Source organism: Mycobacterium sp. TY815, assembly GCF_030755135.1.
Taxonomy (GTDB): domain Bacteria; phylum Actinomycetota; class Actinomycetes; order Mycobacteriales; family Mycobacteriaceae; genus Mycobacterium.
In genome coordinates this window covers 4,318,806-4,340,341 of record NZ_JAUFRX010000001.1, presented here as the reverse complement: position 1 = coordinate 4,340,341, position 21,536 = coordinate 4,318,806, and the positions used below count along the sequence as shown (strand labels likewise).

Here is a 21,536-nt window from a genome sequence, read left to right as displayed (position 1 = left end):
GCGCAGATCTCAATTAGCAGCCAGGGCACCCCGAAGAGCCGGGCGAACATTCCCAATAAGCGACGACAGCGCAAGGCGACCTCAGCCACACCCGGCTCTCCTGGGCCCCCGACAGTCTTACGGAAGGTGACCTGATCGTCGGAGCCGCGAACAGCGCCATCGGCACCCTGGTCGAACGCAGCACCCGGTTCACCATCTTGCTGCCCCTCCCTGCCGGTCACGGCTCAGAAGCCGTCGCCTCCGCCATGATTGAGGCGATGCGCGAATTGCCCGATCATCTGCGACGCAGCATTACCTGGGACCGCGGCAGCGAAATGGCCAAATGGCATGACATCCGTCTTGCACTTGAGGCACCCGTCTACTTCTGCGACCCACACTCGCCCTGGCAACGCGGCACCAACGAAAACACCAACAGGCTCCTGCGATTCTGGCTCGAAAAGGGCAGCGACCTTAGCGGTCACACGAAAGCCGACCTCAAGCGCATCCAAGACACACTCAATCGCCGACCCCGACCCACCCTAGACTTCGACACTCCAGCCCAGCGCCTAACAGCACTCATCAACCAAGCCGCCTAAAGCATTGCACTGACCACTTGACTTTGAGCCGCGTGTCGCGTCGTGCATTTCACACCCGGCCGGAATACACCGCGGTCAGGTATCCCGATGCATCGCCCAAGGCGGCCAACTCGTCGTCTGGCACGCTGAATCCTTTTGCTGCATAAGCTTGTTCGGTGTTGCGGACTTGCGCCTGCCAGCCGTGTTCGGTGAGGTACGCCGCAGCCGTGCTGCGCTCGCCGGTGTAGAACAACTCGGCCAGGTTGATGTGGGAGCCGATCCGCCGTGAGCGTTCGGTCAGCTTCTGCGCCCAGTCCGACGGAATGCGGGCCATGGCCCACTCCTCCCCAGCGGACGTCGCCGCTTAGTTAGCTCATATAAGTTCTTTCCTCCACCGTACGCTTGCGGTTGGAGCGACTCGAAAGGCAAAAGACATGGCGAGCAATCTGCTGTCCCGGCGTGATCTCGACTTCCTGCTGTTCGAGTGGCTCCGAGTCGAGGACCTGCCGGCCCGGCAGCGCTTCGCGGAGCATTCGAAGGAGACGTTCTCGGCTCTGCTGGATCTCTGCGAGGATCTGGCGACCCGATATTTCGCGCCACACAATAAGAAGAACGACGCACACGAGCCGACCTTCGACGGCGAGCGGGTCAGCGTGATCCCCGAGGTGAAGGAAGCGCTGGAAGCCTTCGCGAAGGCCGATCTGCTGGCGATGAGTATGGACCAGGGGTTGGGCGGCTGGCAGTTGCCCACCGTGGTCGCCGGTGCGGGACTGGCGTGGTTTCACGCGGCGAACGTGGCGACGTCCGGGTACGTGTTGCTGAGCCTGGCCAATGCGAATCTCCTGTCCCACTACGGAACTGCCGAGCAGATCGAGAGGTTCGTCAAGCCGACGCTGGCCGGCCGGTTCACCGGCACCATGTGTCTTTCCGAGCCACAGGCTGGATCGTCGCTGGCCGACATCACCACCCGCGCCGAACCGCAGGACGACGGCAGCTATCGCCTGTTCGGTTCCAAGATGTGGATCTCCGGCGGCGATCACGAACTGTCGGAGAACATCGTGCATCTGGTGCTTGCCAAGATCGCCGGCGCACCCGCGGGCACCCGCGGGATCTCTTTGTTCATCGTCCCGAAGTTCCTGGTCGCCGACGACGGCACGATCGGCGAGCGCAACGATGTGGTGCTGGCCGGCCTTAACCACAAGATGGGATACCGCGGAATCACCAATACCGCTTTGAATTTCGGGGAAGGCCGGCATCAACCCGGCGGGCGGCCCGGTGCGGTCGGTTACCTGGTGGGTGAGCCGCACCGCGGCCTCTCCTACATGTTCCACATGATGAATGAGGCGCGGCTCGGCGTGGGGCTGGGAGCGATCGCGCTGGGATACACCGGCTACCTGAAGGCGCTCCAATATGCGCGTGAGCGGCCGCAGGGGCGCCCGGTCACCGCCAAAGACCCTGCCGCGCCGCAGGTATCGATCATCGAGCACCCCGACGTCAAACGAATGTTGTTGGCGCAGAAGTCCTACGTCGAGGGTGCGCTGGCGCTGGCGCTGTACTGTGCGCGTCTGGTGGACATCCAGAGCAGCCCCGAGTCGCCCGCGGAGGCCGAGTCGGCGGGCATGCTGCTGGACATCTTGACTCCGGTGGCGAAGAGTTGGCCGTCGCAGTGGTGTCTGGAAGCCAACAATCTCGCGATCCAGGTGCACGGCGGGTACGGCTACACCCGTGAATACGACGTGGAACAGCACTACCGCGACAACCGGCTGAACCCCATCCACGAGGGCACCCATGGGATTCAGAGCCTGGACCTGCTGGGCCGCAAGGTAACTCAACATGGCGGCGCCGGTCTCGTGGAGCTGACGAAAACCATTGCCGGCACCGTGTCACGCGCGACCGCCCTCGCCGGCGAGCCCGCCGCGATGGCGAAACAACTCGACGAGGCCTGGCAGCGTCTGGTAACCGTCACCACGTCGATGTTCGCCGCGGGTGACGTCGATGCCGCGCTGGCCAACAGCGCGGTCTACCTCGAAGCCTTCGGCCACCTCGTCATCGCGTGGGCTTGGCTCGAGCAGGTCCTCGCCGCCCACGGCCGCTCCGGCGACTTCTACGAGGGCAAACGGTTCGCAGCCCGCTACTTCTACACCTACGAGTTACCGAGAACGGGGCCGCAACTCGACCTTCTGCAGAGCCTGGACCGCACCACGCTGGAGATGCGCGACAGCTGGTTCTGACCTCCGGTCCGTTTCATTGGCCGCGGTGCGAACATTCGGAACTCGCCGACGATCGTACGCATAGACAACAGTCCTATTGGGTACGCGGCCCGGTGGACGGAAGAAGGGACCGCTGCACCCGGTGGCCGGTCGCTGGGGGAGGAGCTTCTGATGCCGGAGGTCGCGCTTCATCACGAAGGCCACCCGAAATACCGCCGAATGGTCGGCTTCAATTGGTCGGTTGACGCGAAGCTGGAGGCGGCAATCAAGCCGTTCACCCAACACGATCATCGTGCAGGACTGACGTAATGCTCGAGCAGGTGGTGGTGGTCGGCGCGGGCATCGCCGGGACACGGGCAGCGGAAACGTTGCGGCAGAACGGTTATGAGGGCGAGCTCGCCATTGTGGGCAGTGAGCGCCACGCCCCATACCATCGGCCGCCGCTGTCCAAGATGTTTCTCACCGGCAAGGATCACCGGGCCGGCATCGACCTCGCCCCGCAATTCGAGGTCGACGCCCGGGTGCTGCGCGGAGCGTCGGCCGTGGGGCTGGACATGCCGGCGCGGACGGTTCGGTTACGCGACGAGGGCCAGGACTGGTCGCTGCGGTTCGACGGGCTCGTCATCGCCAGCGGCGCGGTCCCGCGCCAATGGCCGGGCGGCCGCGTCCCCGACGGGGTGATGCTGCTGCGCACGGTGGAGGACTGTCTGGCGATCCGGGAGCGGCTCGGCTCGCGTCCCCGGGTGGTGGTGGTCGGCGGCGGCTTCATCGGTGCCGAGGTCGCCGCGACCTGCCGGTCGGCGGGGCTCGACGTCGTGCTGATCGAAAAGGGCGTCAACCCGCTCGCCGCGGTCCTCGGGCAGGAGATCGCGCCCTGTTGGGCCACCCTGCACCGTGAGCACGGTGTCGACCTGCGGGTCGGTGTCGGCGTCGAGGAGATTGTCGGCAACGGGCATGTCGAGGCCGTCCGGCTCACCGACGGGGCGCACGTGTCCGCCGACCTCGTCATCGTCGGCCTGGGCGTGACGCCCGCGACCGATTGGCTGCAGGGCTCGGGATTGCGCGTGGATGACGGCGTGGTCTGTGACGCCACCGGCCGGGCCGAGGGCGGCACCGACGTGGTCGCAGCCGGCGATGTCGCGGGCTGGTGGCATCCGCTGTACGAGCGGCACCTGCGGACCGAGCACTGGGAGGACGCCGGGCGCCAGGGGGCCGTCGCCGCGCGCACGTTGCTGGCCGGCCCCGACCGTGCACAGCCGTACGATGAGGTGCCCTACTTCTGGTCGGATCAGTATCACGTCAAGGTTCAAATGCTCGGTGTACCAACGGACTACGACGCGGTCCAACTCGTCGAAGGTGACCCGAACCGATGGGAGTTCGTGACGGCCTACGGGCGCGGCGGGCACACCATCGCGGTGCTGGGGACCATCCCCAACCGCGTGTACGCCTACCGCGACGCCATCAAGAACCGCGCCGAGTTTCCGCCGCGGCGGCCGTCCTGAGCTCAGAGCCGGCTGAGCAGTTCGGCTTTCTTCGCGGCGAACTCCTCATCGGAGAGAATGCCGCGCTCGTGCAGCCCGGCCAGCGACTCGATGGCTGCGACGACAGCCCCGGGGTCGTCGGCGTGATGCTGGGGCGCGGGCGCCGACGACGGCGTCTCGGCCACCTGCTGCGCGCCGAGCTCCCTCAGGCTGGACACGTCGAAGGTGCCCAGCTGGCTGGTGAAGCTCACCGACCCGTGTCCGCCACCCTGCTGCTGTTGCACGCCGGTGATCTGGTGCTCGTCGGTGTCGAACACTTTCGTGACGCCATTGAGGTGGATCGCCAGCCGCCGGGTGGCCGGGAAGATGGCGTAGCGCACGTCGTTCTGCCCGCCGGACGAGGTAGGCACGCCGAGGTCGGCCGGCCACCAGTTGCCGGAGGTGAAGCCGCCCTGGAATTGGGTGGCCGTCGCCTGCGTCGCGGGTGTGCGGAACACGGTGGTCGAGGCCAGCAGCTGCGCCAACTCGCCGCACAGCGCATCGACGCGCGCCTTGAGCGCGTTGTCGAACATGTTGCCGACCATCGTCATGCCGCCGCGCATCCACTGCCCCGCGCCGCCGAGCTCGGGAATGGTGAACTGGGCCATGGTGCCGCCGCCGGCGTGAATGGCGAACAGCATGGCCAGCACCGCGTCGCGGGAAAGGCCATGGCGCTGGGCGATGTCGGAGATCGCGTTCTCGGCTTCGGGGGTGACCGTTGCCTGCATAATCGTGAATCTTTCGTTGTCGGTGCAATGGCGAGACTACCTACTGGTACCCCGCGGCACTGGTCGGCGAATCATGGCCAAAGATGATGGACGTGTCCAACGGCTTCGACGTGCGGGGACGGGTACTGCGGGACGGCGAGCTCGCGCCCTGGCTGGCGGAGAACAGCCTGGGAAACCGGTTCGGCCTGGCGGTGGCCGGCAGTGACGAGGGTCACCGGTCCAAAGCCGTCGCTCTGGCAATCGTTGCGGCCGACGGAGACGGCCGCTACCTCGACCTTGCCGCGCTGACCGACGACGACGCGGCTGCGCTGGGTTCGTGGCTCGCTGATCCGGGTCCGCCCAAGGCGGTGCACCGCGGCAAGTGGATCCGGCATGCGCTGAGGAACCGCGGCTGGACGCTGCGCGGCGTCACCTCCGATACCGCGCTGGCGGCTCATCTGCTGCATCCGGGCGGCGGAGCCGCGAGCTCAACGATCTGTTGGTTCACCACATGCGCTGCGCGCTTCCTGACGAAACCGTTGGGCTGGAATCGGTTTCGCCATCCGCGCTGATCCTGCGGGCCTGCGCGGTACTCGATCTCGCGGACGTGCTCGACGAAGAGCTGGCCCGCATCGATTCCTCGTCGCTGATGGAGCGACTGGAGCTGCCGGTGCAGCGGACGCTGGCCGACCTGGAGGCTGTCGGCGTAGCCGTGGACCCGGCGCAATTCCCGGAAGGGCGCATCCACCCCACCTACCACCACACCAGGTCCGCTACCGGTGCGTTGTCGTCCTCCGATCCGAACCTGCGCGCAATCCGCACCCGGTTCGTGGCCGGCGACGGTCACTCCGAGCTGCTGACCGTCCGTTACGTGGCACTGGAGATGCGGCTGTTGGCCCACCTGTCCGGGGACGCCGGGCTGACCGGCGCTCAGGCCGCCCACGAGCTGCGGACGGTAGCTCACGCCCTTGCCTACGACTGGGGCGCCGGTGAGTTGGCGGCCACCCTGAGGGTCTCCACGAGGGACGCTAAAGAGCTTGTCCTGCGGTATCTTTCCGGTCCGCTGCGCGAGTCTCTGGCCGATTCGGTCGATGCCGCCCGGGACTCGGGGTATGCGGCGACACTGTCGGGCCGCCGCCGCTACCTGCCAGATCTGAACAGTCCCGACCTCGAGCTGCGTCAGGCCGCCGAGCGTGCGGTGTGCGTGACGGCGCTGCAGGGCGGGGTGGCCGACATCGTCAAAACGGCGATGATCAGCGTCGAGCAGGGCGTCACAGCCGCGGGACTGGACTCGCGGATGGTGGCGCTACTCGATGATCAGTTGGTGTTCGAGGTGGCGGCCGATGAGCGTGATGCGGTGGAGTCGTTGGCCCGCGACCAGATGGTCTGCGCTTACGAACTGGCCGTGCCGCTGGCGGTATCGGTCGTAGCGTAACTCCCCTCACCTTCAACCTATACCGCACCGGGGGGCTTGCGGCAAGACCCGGGTGATACCGCAAAATCGCTGGGCTAAACCGAAATTCAGCGAAACGGGGGAGATGTGAGAACCGAACATGCGGTCGTCGTCGTCGGTGCCGGGCCCACCGGTCTGATGCTGTCGGCCGAATTGGCGCTGGCCGGAATCGATGTCGCCGTCGTCGAACGTCGCAGTGACCAGACCCTGGTCGGCGCACGCGCGGGGGGCCTGCATTCCCGAACCATCGAGATCCTCGACCAGCGCGGCGTTGCGGACCGCTTCATCGAGCAGGGTGAAGTGGCTCAACTGGCCGGGTTCTCGCAAATCCGGCTCGACATCAGCGACCTGCCCACCCGGCATCCTTACGGACTTGCGTTGTGGCAGAGCCGTATCGAGCAACTCCTGGCCGATTGGGTTGACGAGCTTGCGGTGCGCGTCTATCGCGGACGCGAGGTGAGAAGCGTCGTCCGGGGCGACGCAGGCATGCATATCGAGCTCGCGGACGGGGCCTTAGTGCGGGCCGAGTATCTGGTGGGTTGCGACGGTGGGCGCAGCCTGGTGCGTAAAGCGGCCGGTATCGGCTTCGAGGGTTGGGATCCGACCGCCAGCTACCTGCTCGCCGAAGCTGAAATCGGTTCTGACTCAGAACCGGACTGGGGCATCCGGCATGACGCGCTCGGCGTACATGCGCTCAGCAGGACCGGTGACGGCGGGGCGGTCAGAGTCATGGTGACCGAGCGAAACCTGGGCGGCGCGGGCGAACCCGACATGCGCGACTTGAGCCGGGCGATGATCGACGTCTACCAGACCGATTACGGGATACACAGTCCCGCTTGGATTTCCCGATTCACCGATGCGGCCCGACAGGCCACCGCCTACCGGAGGGGGCGCGTGCTCCTGGCGGGCGATGCCGCCCACGTACACCACCCCATCGGTGGCCAGGGCCTCAACACCGGGATGCAGGACGCGGTGAACCTGGGCTGGAAACTCGCCGAGGTGGTCAACCGGATGGCGCCCGACAGCCTGCTGGACACCTATCACGATGAACGGCACCCGGTCGCCGCACGCGTGCTGCGCAACGCGATGGCCCAGATGGCGCTGCTCCGCGCGGACGACCGCACCGATGCGCTGCGCGAAACCACCGCCGAACTGCTCGGTATGGCGGAGCCCCGGAGGCGCGTCGGTGCCATGATGTCCGGCCTGGACATCCGGTACGACCTCGGTGACGGACATCCGCTGCTGGGACGACGGATGCCCGATCTCGACCTGACGACGGCAGACGGGCCCGCCCGGGTCTACCGATTACTGCACAGAGCCCGGCCCGTGCTGCTCAACTTCGGAGACCATGGCGGGGTCGACATCACGGGGTGGGCCGACCGGGTGCGGGTGGTGGATGCGAAACATGCTGCGAATTGCGAGCTTCCGGTGCTTGGCGAGGTGACCCTTCCTGCCGCCGTCCTGATCCGGCCAGACGGGCATGTCGCGTGGGCCGCAGACGCCCCCTATCCCGGGCTCACGGACGCCCTGACCACCTGGTTCGGCGGGCAGGGGAATTGACGGACCGCGCCGATGCGTTAAAAAAGGTTATGGCTGAAAACGTTGAGCTGAGCCCCACTGATTGGGTACGCGAGCAGACCGAACGGATTCTCAGGCAGGGCACCACCGACGGGGTCGAGATTTTCGACAAGCCTGTCGTGCTGCTCACCATGACGGGCGCGAAATCCGGCAAGAAGCGCTACGTGCCGCTGATGCGCGTCGAGCACGACGGCCGCTATGCCATCGTCGCGTCGAAAGGCGGTGCGCCCGAACACCCGGCGTGGTACCACAACGTCAAGGCCAACCCGGCACTGACGGTGCAGGACGGCGAGAACGTCCACAATCTCACCGCGCGCGAACTCGCGGGCGCCGAGCGCGAGGAGTGGTGGCGGCGCGCCGTCGAGGCATACCCGCCGTACGCCGAGTACCAGACCAAGACGACCCGGCAGATCCCGGTCTTCGTCTTGGAATGAAACCCCGCGTGATGTCCTGGGGCAAGTAAAGCGACGGTGCCGGTTTCGCGCCTCTCGGCAAGTGGTCGCTCGAAGCGACGGTTCTGGTGTGGTACCCGGGGGAAGTATCCGGCGCCGTCGGGATGAGCAACGACGTCGCATCCCCGGATATTCCGGTTGGTTCTGACGGCGGCACCTGTTCTAATAACCCCCATCGTCAGCGTCCGTCCACGAGGAATCCCACTGCCGCGGCTGCCAAAGGTGCCCGCGTTGGCTCCGGTCGGCCAGCTCCCGGAAGGGCTGGTCGTCGACCTCCCGGGCCGGGGCAGCACCTACGTCCTCGACTCGGGACCCAGCGATGGACCGACCTACGTCCTGCTGCACTCGCTCGCCTGCACCGGCCTGATGACCTGGTACCCGGCGCTGGACGTGGTGCGCGAATTCGGGCGCGTGGTGATCTTCGACCAGCGGTGTCACGGTCAGGGGATTTCGCCGCCCCGGATGTTGTTCGAGGACTGCGCGGACGACGTCGCCGCCTTGGCCGACGTGCTCGATATCCCCAGCTTCGTGCCGGTCGGTTACTCCATGGGCTCCCTGATCGCCCAGCTGGTGTGGCGGCGCCATCGGGAGCGGGTCGACGGGCTGGTGCTGTGCGCGGCGACCGCGGCCGTGAGCCGGGCCCGCTATGAGCGCGTCGCCACCGGTCTGTTCGCTGCCCTCATTGAAACGCTCACCCCCGCACCCCGCCCCGGCGGGCCGGCGGCGGCGGTGCCCACCGGGCTGTTCGCCGACTATCAGTGGGTGCTCAATCAAGCTCGCGCCACATCGCCGGGCGGCATCACCCGTGCCATCGCCGAAGTGGTCCGTTTCGACTCGACCACCTGGGTCGGCGATATCGATGTGCCGACTGCGATCGTGGTGACGATGAAGGACCGTGCCTTCGGTGTGCAGCGGCAGAAGTGGTTGGCCGAGCGCATCCCGGATGCCGAGATGATCCCGGTGGACGCCGGCCATGCCGGGTGCACCCTGCAGCCGGCCGCGTTCGTCCCAGGGCTCGCCAAGGCCATCGAGTCGGTCCACGACCGGCTTCCCTCGCCCCGGAACGTCGCGCGGGCGGCCAGATAAGGGAGGCGGGCCGGTGAAGCGACTCAGCGGTTGGGATGTGCTGATGCTGGCCAGTGAGACGCCCAACGTGCACCAGCACACCCTGAAGGTGGCGGTCGTGGACACCACCGGGTTCGAGGGCAAGCCGACTTTCGACGCGTTCCGCGAGGTTTTCCGTGCCCGGCTGCCGGTGCTGGAGCCCATGCACTACCAGTTGGTGACGACCCCGTGGCACCTGCACCGCCCCGTCTGGCACGAAGAGGCGGACCTCGACCTGGACTATCACCTGCAGCGGGTGCAGGTGCCCGCCCCGGGTGGACGGCGCGAACTGGACGCGGTCATCGGCCAGGTCGCCAGTACGCCGCTGGACCGCGGACGCCCGCTGTGGCAGTTCTATTTCGCCGAGGGTCTCGCCGATCAGCGCGTCGCCGTGATCGGCAAGATCCACCACGTCCTGGCCGACGGCGTCGCCTCGGCGAACCTGATGGTACGGACCTTGCAGTGGTCCGACACCGGCTCAGCGCCCGAGGATGCCGGGGGCTGCTTCGCCGCTCCGAGAATGCGGGACGTGGTGCGTTTCGCGGCCCAGGACCACGTTGCCCGGATCCGGACGCTGCCGTCGGCGGTGCGCGACGGAGTCGTCGGCGCCTACCGGCTGCAGCGGCGCGCGCGGCAGCGACTGACGCACCCGGACCTGGCTGCCCGGTTCGATCCGCCGCCCACTTTCCTCAACCACAAGCTCGCGCCGGGACGGACCTTCGCCAGCGCTGTACTACCGCTGGCGGACGTCAAAACGGTCAGCAAGAAGCTCGAGGTGACCATCAACGACCTGGTGCTCACCGTGGCGGCGGGCGCGCTGCGCCGGGTGTTGCTGAACTACGACGAACCCACCAACCGGCCACTGATCGCGTCGATACCCACCGCCACCGACACCTCGCCGGACCGGATCGTGGGCAATGCGCTGGCCACCATGCTGGTCTCCTTGCCCGTGCACGTCCACGACCCGCTGGACCGGCTGAACCTCATCCGCACCTCCACGCGGATCGCCAAGGAAGACCACCAACTACTGGGACCGACGCTGGTGGGCCGCTGGCTGGAGTTCATCCCGCCCACTCTCACCCGCGCGACGTTCGGGTGGATGTCGCGTCGTGAGGCGCCCAACCAGTTGTTCAACCTGATCGTCTCCAACGTCCCGGGCCCGCGTGAGCGGGGCCGCATCGCCGGGGCCGTGGTCACCGATTTCTACTCCGTCGGGCCATTGGCGGCCGGGTCGGCCCTGAATATCACCGTCTGGAGTTACGTCGACCAGTTGAGCGTCTCGGTACTGGCCGACGACGCGACCTTCAAGGACACCCACGAGGTGACCGATGCGTTCGTCGCCGCCTTCAGCGAGTTGCGGCAGCGCGTGAATGGGGACATTCCGGCTGCGACCACGGGTTAGTAGACGCGGTGAAATCCGGGGTCGAAAAGCGCGGCCCCGGTTTACCGGCACAACCCTTCGGGTAATTCCGAAAGCGACCTTTCGATTCGACAAGCGTTTGTCCGGTGGACCGAAACCGCTGGAAGAGGGACCGAAGATGAGTGCCAGGCACCTGCTGCGTGAGCCACGGGAAACAAATCCCTTGCGCGGCGCATTCGGGAAAGCCTGGAGCATTGTTTTCGGCTCGACAATTGTGGCCGCGGCACTGGCCGCCTTGTTGGTGAATGTGCTCACCTCGCCACACACGGCGCCGGCGGGTGCTCAGCAGCACATCACCCAGCAGGGAACGCTGGTGGCGGTGTCCGAAGGGTCGGTGACGGCTCGCGGCCGTGACGGCATCACCCGCACCTATCTGCTGACCCCGGAGACCGCCGTCATCACCAGGTTCGGTGGGCGGTTCGCGGTAAACGACGAAGTGGACATCATCGGGACCATCCAGAACGGAACCGCGCTGGCCACCGCAGTGGCCCATCGCGACGTCGGTCACGGAGACGGCCCGCCGATGGACTACGTTGCAGACCAACCGGCTGGCGGCGCACTGGGCACCAATTGAGTGCCGCCTCGGGCGAAGTGCTCGGTTGTCCGAAACGGATGGAGTTCGGGCCGAGTGGCGGCGTGCGCCCAGACGGTCAGTGCGAAATGCGTTCCGGGGCATGTACTTTCATCGACATCGTGCCGTGGTCGGGTCCGAAGCCAGTCCTTCGTCGAGCGCCGGCGTCAGCGCCGTTGGTGCTGACCGATTTCAGCTGCACTCCCTTTGATCGTGACGACGTCGCGGCGACCGCGGCGGTATTGGCGACCTCCTGCGATGCCGTCCTGGTGGGTGAACACCAGAACAGACCGGACTTTCCGCCCACACTGATGGGTTCGCTGCTGCTGGATGCGGGCGTCACTCCGTGGATCACGTTGTCGTGCCGGGACCGCAACCGCATCGTCCTCGAGCAGGAACTCCGCGGTCTGCGCACCATCGGCGTCGACACCGTGCTGTGTGTGACCGGCGACGGGCGCGGCTACGACGTCCGACCGGATGTCACACAGACCTTCGATCTGGACGGGCCGCGTCTGGCGTCGCTGGCGGCATCACTCGGCGCCGTCCCGGCGGTCCCCGAAACCCCCACGGCCCCGCCCGTTCACGCTCGGCCGGCCCGGCTGGTCGAGAAGCAGTGGGCGGGTGCCCGGCTTGCGGTGCTGAACCACGTCCCGTTCCCCGACATGATCGCCGACTTCATGAAAAGCGCTCGGAGCCAGGGTTTGTCGATACCGGTGATCGCGGCCGTCGCCGTATTCACCGACACCGTGTCGGCAGCCGTGTTGGAAGGTCTACCCGGTCTCGAACTCGATCCGGCGGTGACGGAGCGCGTCCTGAGCTCGGCCGACCCGATCGCGGCCGGGATTTCGGCCGCGGTCAGCGAGGCTCGGTCACTGCTGACGATCGACGGGGTGGTGGGGGTGAACGTTTCGGGCCTGGGGTCGGCGTCGGGCACCCGTGTAGGTGCCGAGATCAAGGCCGAGGTAGGCCGGCTCATCCGGAAGGAGGTCTTGTGACCGACGCGATGCAGGCGGAATTCGACACGGTCGCCGAATGGACCGCGCAGGTCGCGGCCGACCTGGGCCCCGAGTATCACGTGCCGGCCGGCTGCCGGGGCAGCGGCAGCCCCAGCGCGCTGGATTGGCTTATCGAACGCATGGAACTCGGCAGCGGCACCACGTTTTTGGATTCCGGTGCCGGTATCGGCGGGCCGGTGGCATATGCGGCGCGGTCTCGGGAGTTGCGGCCGGTACTCCTCGAGCCGGAGGCGGGCGCATGCCGCGCTGCGCAGAGTCTGTTCGGCTATCCGGTGATACAAGGGGTGGGATCGAAACTACCGCTGGCGGAAGCGAGTTGCGATGCAGCGTGGTCACTGGGAGTCCTGTGCACCGCAGCCGATCAGCTGGGATTGCTCACCGAACTGCACCGCACCGTGCGTCGCGGTGGACGGATCGGGTTGCTGGCGTTCGTGGCTCACCGGGACCTGCCCGACGATCAGCTGGAATCCAACAACTTCCCGGCACCGGACCGGTTACGGCAACTCCTGGACGAGTCGGGGCTGCACATCGAGGACTCGCTGAGAACCGCTGAGCTGCCGCCGATTCCGGACGAGTGGAATGAGCGGCTGGACGTTGTGACCAACGAGCTGACCAAACGGCACGGGCACACCGAGGCCTGGCAACTGGCCGAGCGTCAGAGCTCACAGATCGGGAAGTTGCTGGAAGACGGGACGCTGACCGGCGAGTTGCTGGTGCTGCGTCACGCGTGAGCCGGTGAAAGAGGCTACCGCTCAGCCATTTTCGTGCTGCTCGGCTTCCCGGAACACCGCGGTGATCGCAGCGACCCTCGGGTCGGCCCGTAATTCTTCGAATGTCTGCGGAAGCGGCAGCCGCCAGTTCGGGTACTCGTCGATGGTGCCGGGCAGGTTGGGCTGTCGCGGCTCGGCCAGCACGTCGTACGGGGAGATCAACTTCAATCTGCTCGGCGTCGCCGCGAGCAGTCGGTGCATCGCGGTGATGATTGTCGCCTCATCGGGCTCCGCTTGGTCGGCCGGCAGCAGGCGTTCGGATCGCAACAGCGCGAGCCACTCGGCGCGTTCTTTTGCCGCGGAGGCCTGCTCGGCGGGCACGTCGGTGAGCAGACCGAGCTCTGCACGCGCCCGCACGTGTTCGCCGCGCAGAAAACCAGCGGCCGTCGGCAGGTCATGCGTCGACAGACTGGCGGCCGCCCGCGCAGGCCACTTCGCCGGCGCCAGCAGCGGCTCATCGGCGACGGACTGATCACGGGTGAACCACGACACCGCGCAACCCAGCATTCCGTTGTCGGCCAGTGCCTCGGTGACCTCCGGTTCGACGGTGCCCAGGTCTTCGCCGACCACGGTGGCGTTGGCCCGGTGGGCTTCCAGTGCGAGCACCGCCAGCATCGTCTCGGCGTCGTAGTGCACGTACGTGCCGCGATCGGGGCCCTCGCCCGGCGGGACCCACCACAGCCGCCACAACCCGGCAACGTGGTCGATTCGCAGGCCGTCGGCATGAACGAGCACGGCCCGCAACATGTCTCGCAGTGCGGCGTAGCCGGTCGCGGCCAGCCGGTCCGGGCGCCAGGGCGGCAACCCCCAGTCCTGGCCACGCGGGGTGAAGTTGTCCGGCGGCGCCCCGATGCTGACTCCGGTGGCCAACACGTCGGCCAGGGCCCAGGCGTCCGCGCCGTCGGCATCCACGCCTACCGCGAGGTCGTGGAGCACCCCCAGCGCCATACCGGCCTCCCGCGCCGCGGTGCGCACCGCGATCAGCTGCTCGGCGCAGCGCTGCTGGACCCAGGCGTGAAACGCCAGCCGTGGGGCCAGCTCACGGCGCGCCTGGGCAACGGCCGGCCCGCCGACATCCCGCAACGGTGCCGGCCACCGGCTCCAGCGACCGCCGTGCCGCTCGGCCAGCGCACAGTAGGTGGCCCAGTCGCGCAGTCCGGCGGAGCCGGAGTCCAACGGCGACGGCCGGCCCTCGGCCCGCCACAACAGTTCGAGCGCCGACCGCTTGGCCGCCCACACCAGATCGTGGTCGATCCGCGCGGTGGTCGGCGAGACGCGCAGCGCGTCTACCTCGGCCCGGGTGGCCGCGTCGGCGCGGTGGTAGGCGTCGAGGTCCTCGATGCGCAGTGCCAGCGGATTGGCGAAACGCCGGCTGGACGGGGTGTAGGGCGACGGTTGCACCGGGTGGGTGGGGCCAGGCGCATGGAGCGGGTTGAGCAGCACCGCGCCGGCCCGGTGCTGGGCCGCGGTCCAATCGATGAACTCCCGCAGGTCCCCCAGGTCGCCGATGCCCCAGGAGCGCGCCGAGCGCAGCGCATAGAGCTGCAGCATCCAGCCCCAGGTGGCGGGCGTCGGCGGCACCTGGGGCGGTGCCGCGACAACGGTGGCGTGTTGCCCGTCCCGGGTTTCCACCCGGTACCAGCCCGCCGGCAGGTCGCCCGGAAACTCGTCGTGCACGTCGACGCGGGTGCCGTCCTCGGCTTCCAGCGTGACGGCGCCGGGCAGCGGCCGGGGGCGGCCGTCGACGCGTATGGCAACGGTGGGTGGCAGGACGCCCGCGCGGTCGGCCTCGGTCAGTCTGGCCAGTTCGCGACGCTGGTCAGCCTCGGTGCGGGCGTCGACGTCGAGCAGGCCGAGTACCCGGACCACCACGTCGGCGTCGACGTCGACGGGTTCGCGTCGTTCGTTGCGGTAGGAGGTCGCCACGCCGTGGGCGGCGGCCAACTGGCGCAAGGTGTCGGATGCTGGTGAGGGATCGGCCACAGCGCGGGGTATACCCGGGTCACTGCTTCTCACACCAAAAGCGGTGTGCTGCTGTGATTTTTGGCTACGCGTCGAGTGCGCCGGCCGCTACCGCGGCGGCGTTGATCTTGGTCAGCACCTCGCGCAGATGCTCGAGTTCGGCCAGCTCTACGCCCAGGCGCTCGACCACAGCGGGCGGCACTTTCAGCGCCTGCCGGCGAAGATTGCGGCCCTGCGTGGTCAACGCGATGTGGGTGGTCCGCTCGTCGGCGGCGCTGCGGGTACGGCTGATCAGCCCCTGGGACTCGAGGCGTTTGAGCATCGGCGACAAGGTGGCCGAATCCATCTGCAACAGCGTGGCGATCTCTTTGACCGACAGGGGATTACCGCCGGACCCGCCTTTCGCGTTGTCCCAGAGCGCCAGCATCACCAGGTACTGCGGATGGGTCAGGCCCAGGGGTTCCAGTAGTGGCCGGTATACCGCGAGCACCGCCCTGTTGGTGACGGCCAGCGCGAAGCACACCTGACGCTCCAGCGACAGTTGGTCGAGTTCCGCACCGGCTTCCGTGCGCATGGCGTCACTCCTTCGTCGCTGCTTGTCAGCGGCTGTCGGACCTAGAACGGGCTGCTGTTGTCCTGCCACTTCGCCTCTTCGGGACGCGGCCCGAAGCGGCGGGCGTAGTCCTCGTGGATGTGCGCCTGCTTCTGGCGCTTGATGACGTCGACCAGGCCCGGGTCCAGCCCGTGCTGGGCCAGCCGGTGCCGCCGCCACACCTTGTTCAGCGCCAGCGCCATCAGCAGCACCCAGATGAAGATCGGCGCCGTCATCTCCGAGTGCACGTACAGTGACGCCGGTAGCAGCCAGAGGGGGGCCAGCACGAGTGCCGCGGGAATCGCCATCCGGATCAGGTGGCGGCGGATGGCGCCCGGGCCGGCGAGGTCGCGGGAAACCCAGTCCCGCATCGAGTCGGGCAAGCGGCGTCCGTAGCTGTAGCCGATGTACTGCCAGAGGTTCGGGCGAGCGTTAGCCATGGTCGCTCCTAGAGCAATTCGATTCGAGGCCGTAGCCGGCTTCGACAGCTCTCATCGTACCCTATTAGTTAGGGTCCTAACTATGTGGGTGTCGTCACGCCCGGCCGGGAGTTTCGCGACGTTCAATCCGCGCGCCCCGTCGTGGGATTGACACGCGGGCGACCGAGTTCAGGCCGCTACGAGTTTGACCGGCAGGTGATGGTGGCGGTGGATGATGTTGTTGACCGCCCAGGACGGTTGCCCGGCCACCTCGATCCGCTCCACCCGATCCAGCAGGGCGCGCAGGATGGCGGTGGTCTCCATGCGGGCAAGGCCCTGGCCTGCGCACGCGTGAGTCCCGTTGCCGAACCCGATCTGGCGTCCGGCGTCGCGCCGGATGTCGAAGGTGTCCGGGTCGTCCCACTCGTTCTCATCCCGGTTCGCCGAGGCATACAGGATCAGCAACCGCGCGCCCCGGGGAATCGGCGTGCCGGCGATCTCGGTGTCCTCGCGAACTTGGCGGGCGAAGGCGCGCAGCGGTGACTCGTAGCGGATTACCTCGTTGACCGCATTGGGGATCAGCGAGGGATCGTCCTTGAGCAGCCGCCACTGTGCGGGATGGGTGGCAAGCAGATAGACGGCATTGGAGATGGCGCTGATCGTCGTATCCAGGGAGGGGGCGATGTAGTCGACCATCAGCTTGGGGCATTCCGCGTGGGTGAGCTTGCCGTCGTCGGCGGCGCGGATCAGCTCGTGCGCCATGCTCCCCTCCAGTACGGACCGGTTGCGCACCACCCGCCGGGCGAACATCAGCATCTGCAGACTGCGCGGAATGGCTTTGACGGCTTGCCAATTGAGCGGCCCCAGGATGTCGAAGGTGGCCCCGCCCCAGGCGATGAGATGCTCCCGCTCGTCGCGTGGCCAGCCGACGAGGTCGGGGACGATCGCCAGTGGAAGCGCGGTGGCGAGCTCGGCGACCGCGTCGACGGCGCCCTGGCGCACCGCGGCTTCAACCACGGCGTCGGCCTGCGCGTCGATCGCTTCGGTGACCGAGCGCAGCGCCCTGGGAAGCAGGCGGTGGGCGAGCAGCTTGCGGCGCTGGTCGTGCTCGGCCCCGTCGCTGTTGAGGGTGGTGCCACGGGAGAGCCGATTGCTCAGCGGGTTCAGCGCGACACCGTTGCCGGAGATGAACAGGTCGTCATTGCGCAGCGTGGCCTTGCACTCCGCATAACGCGGTAGGGCGTACACGCGGTGCCGGCGCAGCCAGACCACGGATCCGGACCGGCGCAGGCGCCGGTAATGCGGGTAGGGGTTCAGCAAGGCTTCGGTCGAGTAGAGGTTCGCGCGATCGACCGCCACGCCGCGCCGAGCTGAACCCATGGGGAGGCCTCCTCGGGATGGTGCGTGGCAGGTTCTGACGAAATCGTCACATAAATGCGCGGCGTCAGTCAACACATTTTGACGAAATCGTCACCCGCGTGCCGAGGCGGCGGGCATAGGGTCGAACCGTGACCATCGCCTACGACGACGTCCTACGCGAACAGATCCGGGCGCGGTTGGCCGGCCACGAACGCCGCACCGTCACCGACTCGGCGAAGCGGCATGCCGCCGTGGCGGTAGTGCTTGTCGACTCCCAGATCGGTGAAGACCGGGTGGACCCTGCCCCGCTGGACGAATGGCTGGACGGCCGTCCCCTGCCGGACGAACTGCTCGACGGTCACATGATCGACGTCGCCGGTGGGGCCGCATTTCTGTTGTGTCGTCGGGCTTCTCGGCTGCGGACTCATGCCGCCCAATGGGCGCTGCCCGGGGGCCGCCTGGATCCGGGTGAAACGGTGATCGAGGCCGCGCTGCGGGAATTGGATGAAGAGGTCGGCGTGCGGCTCCCGGAGTCGGCGGTGTTGGGTCTGCTCGACGACTACCCGACCCGGTCGGGATACGTCATCACGCCGGTCGTGATCTGGGGTGGCGGCCGACTGGATCTCCGGCCGGCGCCCGACGAAGTGCTGGCCGTCTACCGCGTGGGTTTGCACCAGCTGCAGCGCTCCGATTCACCGCGCTACATCAGCATCGAGGAAAGCCCCCGTCCGGTGGTGCAGATCCCGCTGGGCAACGACCTGATTCACGCGCCGACGGGTGCGGTGCTGTTGCAACTGCGGTGGCTGGGATTGGAAGGCCGCCACGATCCGGTCGACGAACTGGAGCAACCGACCTTCGCCTGGCGCTAGGGGCCACCCCAGGGGTCAGTTGCTGCCGCCGCAGCCCCCACCGCCGCAGCCGCTGCCGCCGCCGCAACCGCTGGACCCACCGCCGCAACCGCTCGACCCGCCGCTACAGCCGCTCGACCCGGCGCTACAGCCGCTCGAGCTGCAGCTGCTTCCCCCACCGCAACCGCTGGAGCCGCCGTCGGACCCCGATCCCGAGCCCCAGATGCCGTTGCGCGGCCTCCGCCTGCTGCCTGAAGCGGACCAACGTAGCAGGGATGCGAAGAGCGCTACCAGGCTCGCGCCCAGCGCGATCAGCATCATGGCTGCGCTACTCATGCGCAAAGGCTACGCGAGGATCTCGGCGGTAATCCGCGCCAATTTTCGGCGCGCTTTACAGTGAGGACGTGTGGGTCCGACGGCGCAATCGCTATGGTCGGGCGCGTAACGCGGTGGCCGGGCTCGAACTCCCCGAGGCCGTGTTCAAGACGTGTCCGTGGCAGCCGCGAGAACTGGTGGAGACCGGTCTGCGACAGTGGCTGCGTTGCTGCGCCGCCGCACTCCCGGACAACCAGGTGATAGGCATGCCGTCGCGCGCCGTCGACGAGGCATGGCACGGGCTGATCCTGTGCACCGCACGGTATGCGGCTTTCTGCGACAAGGCCTATGGCACCTTTCTGCATCACCATCCTGACGGCGGCGCGCCTGCTGATGCCGGCCGTGACTCCGCGGCCGAGCAGCTGCGCAGGACGATCATCGCCTGGGAGCTGGTCGCCGACCCGGGCGAGCGGTGTGTGTTGTGGGATCTCGACGAACGGGTGGGTGTCGATCGGCCGTGGGGTGTCAGTGCCGATCGGGTCGCGGAGGTTCGCGCCGCGGTGGCCCGTGCGAGGGCCGGCACGAGGGTGATGTAGAAACGCGAGGTGGAAGGCATTACCGACGACCATGGCCCCGACGATGGTCAGGCGACGCAGCTGCCCTACTTCCAGCGTGACGGAAAGCGTTATATGCCAACCGAAATCGCGCGGGGAGGCTGGGGGCCATCGCTGAGCGGCCACGTCGTCGGCGGTCTGCTCGGTTGGGCGGCCGAGCGGTCGGTCGATGACCCGTACCTGCACCCTGCGCGCCTCACCGTTGATCTGCCGCGTCCGACGGCCCCCGAACCGGTCGAGGTGCACACCCGGGTGCGGCAGGACCGCCGGCGACTGCGCCTCGTCGAAGCTGTCCTCATTCAGAGCGGCAACACCGTTGCGCAAGCCAGCGCACTCTTTCTGCGCCGCGGCCCGCACCCCGAAGGACCGGTGTGGTCGCAACCCGTAGACATGCCGCCCCTGCCGGCGCAGCACGGCGACGCCGCGTCGCTGTTCATCCGGACCTATGGCTGGGGGGCCGACATTCAGAATCCGGACCCCGATTGGCCTGACGAACCCGGGCGCAAGTTCACCTGGGTGCACGACACGCGTCCGCTGGTCGACACCGAACCGATGACCGCCTTCACCCGCGCCGCGATGGCGGGCGACATCACCGCCTCCATCGCCAACTGGGGACCCCGGGGGTTGCAGTTCATCAATGTCGACTACACCCTCACGCTCAGCAGGCTGCCCCAGGGTCCGCACCTCGGCCTGGCATCACTGACCCACTACAGCGACGACGGGGTGGCGACGGGTTCGGCCGTACTCGTCGACCGTACCGGCCCGATCGGCAACTGTGTATCGGTTGCCATCGCCCAGAACGGTTTTCGCGTGCCGCCGAAGAATTCCGTCGCGAATCAGGATCAGGCCGGGCCGTCGTTCTGACGGTGCGCATCTCGCCTCAATCGCACTGTCCTGCCGATCCCAGCGGCCGCCGCCCCCGCTGCCAGCGCCACGAAGATGCTCGTCGACTCGGGGCCCGGGCCGAGCACCGTCAGAAGGAGCGGAAGGGCGAATCCGAGATACGTGACCGAGTAGAAAACGCCGGTGAGCGTTCCCCGGATGCGTTGCGGTGCGGCGGCTTCGAGATCGATCAACCCCTCGCGCAGGCAGAGGCCCGACGCACAGCCGAGCAGCACCACCACCGCGACACCCAACCCGAGCGGGATGTCGTCGGGGGTGGACGCGATGACGACGTAGCCGAGGGCAGCCAGCAGCGCACCGACCGTGCCGGTCTGCGGGCCCCAGTTCCGTGCCCGGGCGACCACCTGACTGATACCGCTGGCGCCGTTGGTGATCAGCGCCGCGGTCCCCGCGGCCAACGGCGCGGCAAGCCCGGTATGGACCCGGGTGGGGATGGTGACGAACGCCAGGGTGGCCGAGATGAACACCCACGGTGCCAGTGGCATCGCCCAACTCAACGCCCGCCGGGTGCTATGGCCGCCAGTGCCGTCGGACTCGATCGGTACCGGCGCCGGCGTGCTGCCTCCGCGCAGGCTCACCGCCGCGACGGTCATCGCCAGCGCGATCAGGGTGGCGGCAATACCGAATGACGCCGGAATGCCGGAGTGCCCGAGCGAGGCGATCAGTCCAGAAGCGAACGGTCCCAGAGCAAAGCCGGCGATCAGCACCGTGCCGGCCAGTGCAGCGCCCGCGGGCCCCTTCAGGTCGGACGCCCATGCCGTGCCGGAACTGACGGCCAGGCCTACCCCGAACCCGACGATAAGGCGTCCGGCCAGTAACGCCTCCGACTGCTGGGAGACGAGCATGGTGACCGTCCCGGCCAGCGCCGCGGCCGAGCCTGCCAATGCCACCGACGGACGGCCGAACGCGTCCGATGCCCGTCCGCCCAGAAGAAGGCCCGGCAGAAGTCCCAGTGCGTAGATGCCGAACATGGCGTCGAGGGCGGCCACGGTGAGGTGTTGCCGGTCGCTGATGGCCGGGATGAGCGCAGCGAAGTGATTTGCCGCCCAGCCCATGGCGACCAGGACGGCCAGTACGCCGGCGAATAAAGCCGAACCGCGTCCCGATTCGAGATGCTTCGGTTTCCCGGTGGTCGGCAATCGCTCGGTGGTCGGCGGTTGCTGGTACGC

At 67.7% G+C, this 21,536-nt stretch carries 23 protein-coding genes and 1 pseudogene; 16 read left to right on the top strand and 8 right to left on the bottom strand.

The features are described 5' to 3' along the window. Positions 1-122 precede the first annotated feature (122 nt). Positions 123-575: pseudogene (locus tag QXK92_RS18940) on the top strand (IS30 family transposase); the annotation flags it as partial. 49 nt (positions 576-624) lie between these two features. On the opposite strand, the gene QXK92_RS18935 reads toward QXK92_RS18940, so the two are convergent. Further along, complete coding sequence (locus tag QXK92_RS18935) at positions 625-888, bottom strand: hypothetical protein (protein WP_306243745.1); 264 nt, start codon at positions 886-888, stop codon at positions 625-627. Between the two features lie 100 nt (positions 889-988). Between QXK92_RS18935 and QXK92_RS18930 the strand changes: the two genes are divergently transcribed. The 3 genes from QXK92_RS18930 to QXK92_RS18920 all read left to right on the top strand — a co-directional run bounded on the left by QXK92_RS18930 (position 989) and on the right by QXK92_RS18920 (position 4,266). After that, entirely contained in the window at positions 989-2,785 is a 1,797-nt protein-coding gene (locus QXK92_RS18930; RefSeq protein ID WP_306243744.1) for an acyl-CoA dehydrogenase, read from the top strand. Between the two features lie 150 nt (positions 2,786-2,935). After that, entirely contained in the window at positions 2,936-3,073 is a 138-nt protein-coding gene (locus tag QXK92_RS18925) for a hypothetical protein (protein WP_306243742.1), read from the top strand. After that, complete coding sequence (locus QXK92_RS18920; RefSeq protein WP_306243741.1) at positions 3,073-4,266, top strand: NAD(P)/FAD-dependent oxidoreductase; 1,194 nt, start codon at positions 3,073-3,075, stop codon at positions 4,264-4,266. Before QXK92_RS18925 ends, QXK92_RS18920 begins: the two co-directional genes overlap by 1 nt. A gap of 2 nt (positions 4,267-4,268) precedes the next feature. On the opposite strand, the gene QXK92_RS18915 is transcribed toward QXK92_RS18920, so the two are convergent. Continuing rightward, entirely contained in the window at positions 4,269-5,012 is a 744-nt protein-coding gene (locus QXK92_RS18915; RefSeq protein WP_306243740.1) for an SHOCT domain-containing protein, read from the bottom strand. An 83-nt stretch (positions 5,013-5,095) separates the two neighbouring features. Here QXK92_RS18915 and QXK92_RS18910 point away from each other — a divergent pair, with 83 nt between their 5' ends. From QXK92_RS18910 to QXK92_RS18870, 9 genes are all read left to right on the top strand, one after another. Beyond that, positions 5,096-5,563 (top strand): hypothetical protein, encoded by a 468-nt coding sequence (locus tag QXK92_RS18910; protein WP_306243737.1) that lies wholly within the window; start codon positions 5,096-5,098, stop codon positions 5,561-5,563. Then, complete coding sequence (locus QXK92_RS18905) at positions 5,503-6,426, top strand: DNA polymerase (RefSeq protein WP_306243735.1); 924 nt, start codon at positions 5,503-5,505, stop codon at positions 6,424-6,426. Before QXK92_RS18910 ends, QXK92_RS18905 begins: the two co-directional genes overlap by 61 nt. 156 nt (positions 6,427-6,582) lie before the next feature. Then, positions 6,583-8,004 carry an FAD-dependent monooxygenase gene (locus tag QXK92_RS18900; RefSeq protein WP_371934565.1) on the top strand — a complete coding sequence of 474 codons (1,422 nt, stop codon included), beginning with the start codon at positions 6,583-6,585 and terminating at the stop codon, positions 8,002-8,004. Between the two features lie 29 nt (positions 8,005-8,033). Then, positions 8,034-8,456, top strand: a complete 423-nt coding sequence (locus QXK92_RS18895; protein ID WP_306244531.1) for a nitroreductase family deazaflavin-dependent oxidoreductase — start codon at positions 8,034-8,036, stop codon at positions 8,454-8,456. A gap of 240 nt (positions 8,457-8,696) precedes the next feature. Further along, positions 8,697-9,560, top strand: a complete 864-nt coding sequence (locus tag QXK92_RS18890; protein ID WP_306243732.1) for an alpha/beta fold hydrolase — start codon at positions 8,697-8,699, stop codon at positions 9,558-9,560. Between the two features lie 13 nt (positions 9,561-9,573). Further along, positions 9,574-10,980, top strand: a complete 1,407-nt coding sequence (locus QXK92_RS18885) for a wax ester/triacylglycerol synthase family O-acyltransferase (protein ID WP_306243731.1) — start codon at positions 9,574-9,576, stop codon at positions 10,978-10,980. A gap of 136 nt (positions 10,981-11,116) precedes the next feature. After that, on the top strand, positions 11,117-11,572 hold the full coding sequence (locus QXK92_RS18880; RefSeq protein WP_306243729.1) for a hypothetical protein: 456 nt from the start codon (positions 11,117-11,119) through the stop codon (positions 11,570-11,572). A 38-nt stretch (positions 11,573-11,610) separates the two neighbouring features. Next, complete coding sequence (locus QXK92_RS18875) at positions 11,611-12,564, top strand: methylenetetrahydrofolate reductase (RefSeq protein WP_306243728.1); 954 nt, start codon at positions 11,611-11,613, stop codon at positions 12,562-12,564. After that, positions 12,561-13,316 carry a class I SAM-dependent methyltransferase gene (locus tag QXK92_RS18870; protein ID WP_306243726.1) on the top strand — a complete coding sequence of 252 codons (756 nt, stop codon included), beginning with the start codon at positions 12,561-12,563 and terminating at the stop codon, positions 13,314-13,316. The genes QXK92_RS18875 and QXK92_RS18870 overlap by 4 nt, the downstream gene beginning before the upstream one ends. 21 nt (positions 13,317-13,337) lie before the next feature. Here QXK92_RS18870 and QXK92_RS18865 read toward each other — a convergent pair whose 3' ends face one another. From QXK92_RS18865 to QXK92_RS18850, 4 genes are all read right to left on the bottom strand, one after another. After that, positions 13,338-15,338 (bottom strand): 4-alpha-glucanotransferase, encoded by a 2,001-nt coding sequence (locus tag QXK92_RS18865; protein WP_306243724.1) that lies wholly within the window; start codon positions 15,336-15,338, stop codon positions 13,338-13,340. A gap of 64 nt (positions 15,339-15,402) precedes the next feature. Then, positions 15,403-15,891 (bottom strand): MarR family winged helix-turn-helix transcriptional regulator, encoded by a 489-nt coding sequence (locus QXK92_RS18860; RefSeq protein ID WP_306243722.1) that lies wholly within the window; start codon positions 15,889-15,891, stop codon positions 15,403-15,405. Positions 15,892-15,932: 41 nt separating this feature from the next. Next, complete coding sequence (locus QXK92_RS18855) at positions 15,933-16,349, bottom strand: DUF5313 domain-containing protein (RefSeq protein WP_306243720.1); 417 nt, start codon at positions 16,347-16,349, stop codon at positions 15,933-15,935. Between the two features lie 168 nt (positions 16,350-16,517). Beyond that, entirely contained in the window at positions 16,518-17,708 is a 1,191-nt protein-coding gene (locus tag QXK92_RS18850) for a cytochrome P450 (protein WP_306243718.1), read from the bottom strand. Positions 17,709-17,836: 128 nt separating this feature from the next. Here QXK92_RS18850 and QXK92_RS18845 point away from each other — a divergent pair, with 128 nt between their 5' ends. After that, entirely contained in the window at positions 17,837-18,556 is a 720-nt protein-coding gene (locus tag QXK92_RS18845; protein ID WP_306243717.1) for a CoA pyrophosphatase, read from the top strand. Positions 18,557-18,571: 15 nt separating this feature from the next. Here QXK92_RS18845 and QXK92_RS18840 read toward each other — a convergent pair whose 3' ends face one another. Further along, positions 18,572-18,871 carry a hypothetical protein gene (locus tag QXK92_RS18840; protein WP_306243715.1) on the bottom strand — a complete coding sequence of 100 codons (300 nt, stop codon included), beginning with the start codon at positions 18,869-18,871 and terminating at the stop codon, positions 18,572-18,574. A 68-nt stretch (positions 18,872-18,939) separates the two neighbouring features. Here QXK92_RS18840 and QXK92_RS18835 point away from each other — a divergent pair, with 68 nt between their 5' ends. Beyond that, positions 18,940-19,446, top strand: coding sequence for a hypothetical protein (locus tag QXK92_RS18835; RefSeq protein WP_306243713.1), 507 nt, complete (start codon positions 18,940-18,942; stop codon positions 19,444-19,446). A 93-nt stretch (positions 19,447-19,539) separates the two neighbouring features. Further along, entirely contained in the window at positions 19,540-20,328 is a 789-nt protein-coding gene (locus tag QXK92_RS18830; RefSeq protein WP_306244530.1) for an acyl-CoA thioesterase domain-containing protein, read from the top strand. On the opposite strand, the gene QXK92_RS18825 is transcribed toward QXK92_RS18830, so the two are convergent. Next, on the bottom strand, positions 20,307-21,506 hold the full coding sequence (locus QXK92_RS18825) for an MFS transporter (RefSeq protein WP_306244528.1): 1,200 nt from the start codon (positions 21,504-21,506) through the stop codon (positions 20,307-20,309). The genes QXK92_RS18830 and QXK92_RS18825 overlap by 22 nt on opposite strands. Positions 21,507-21,536 lie beyond the last annotated feature (30 nt).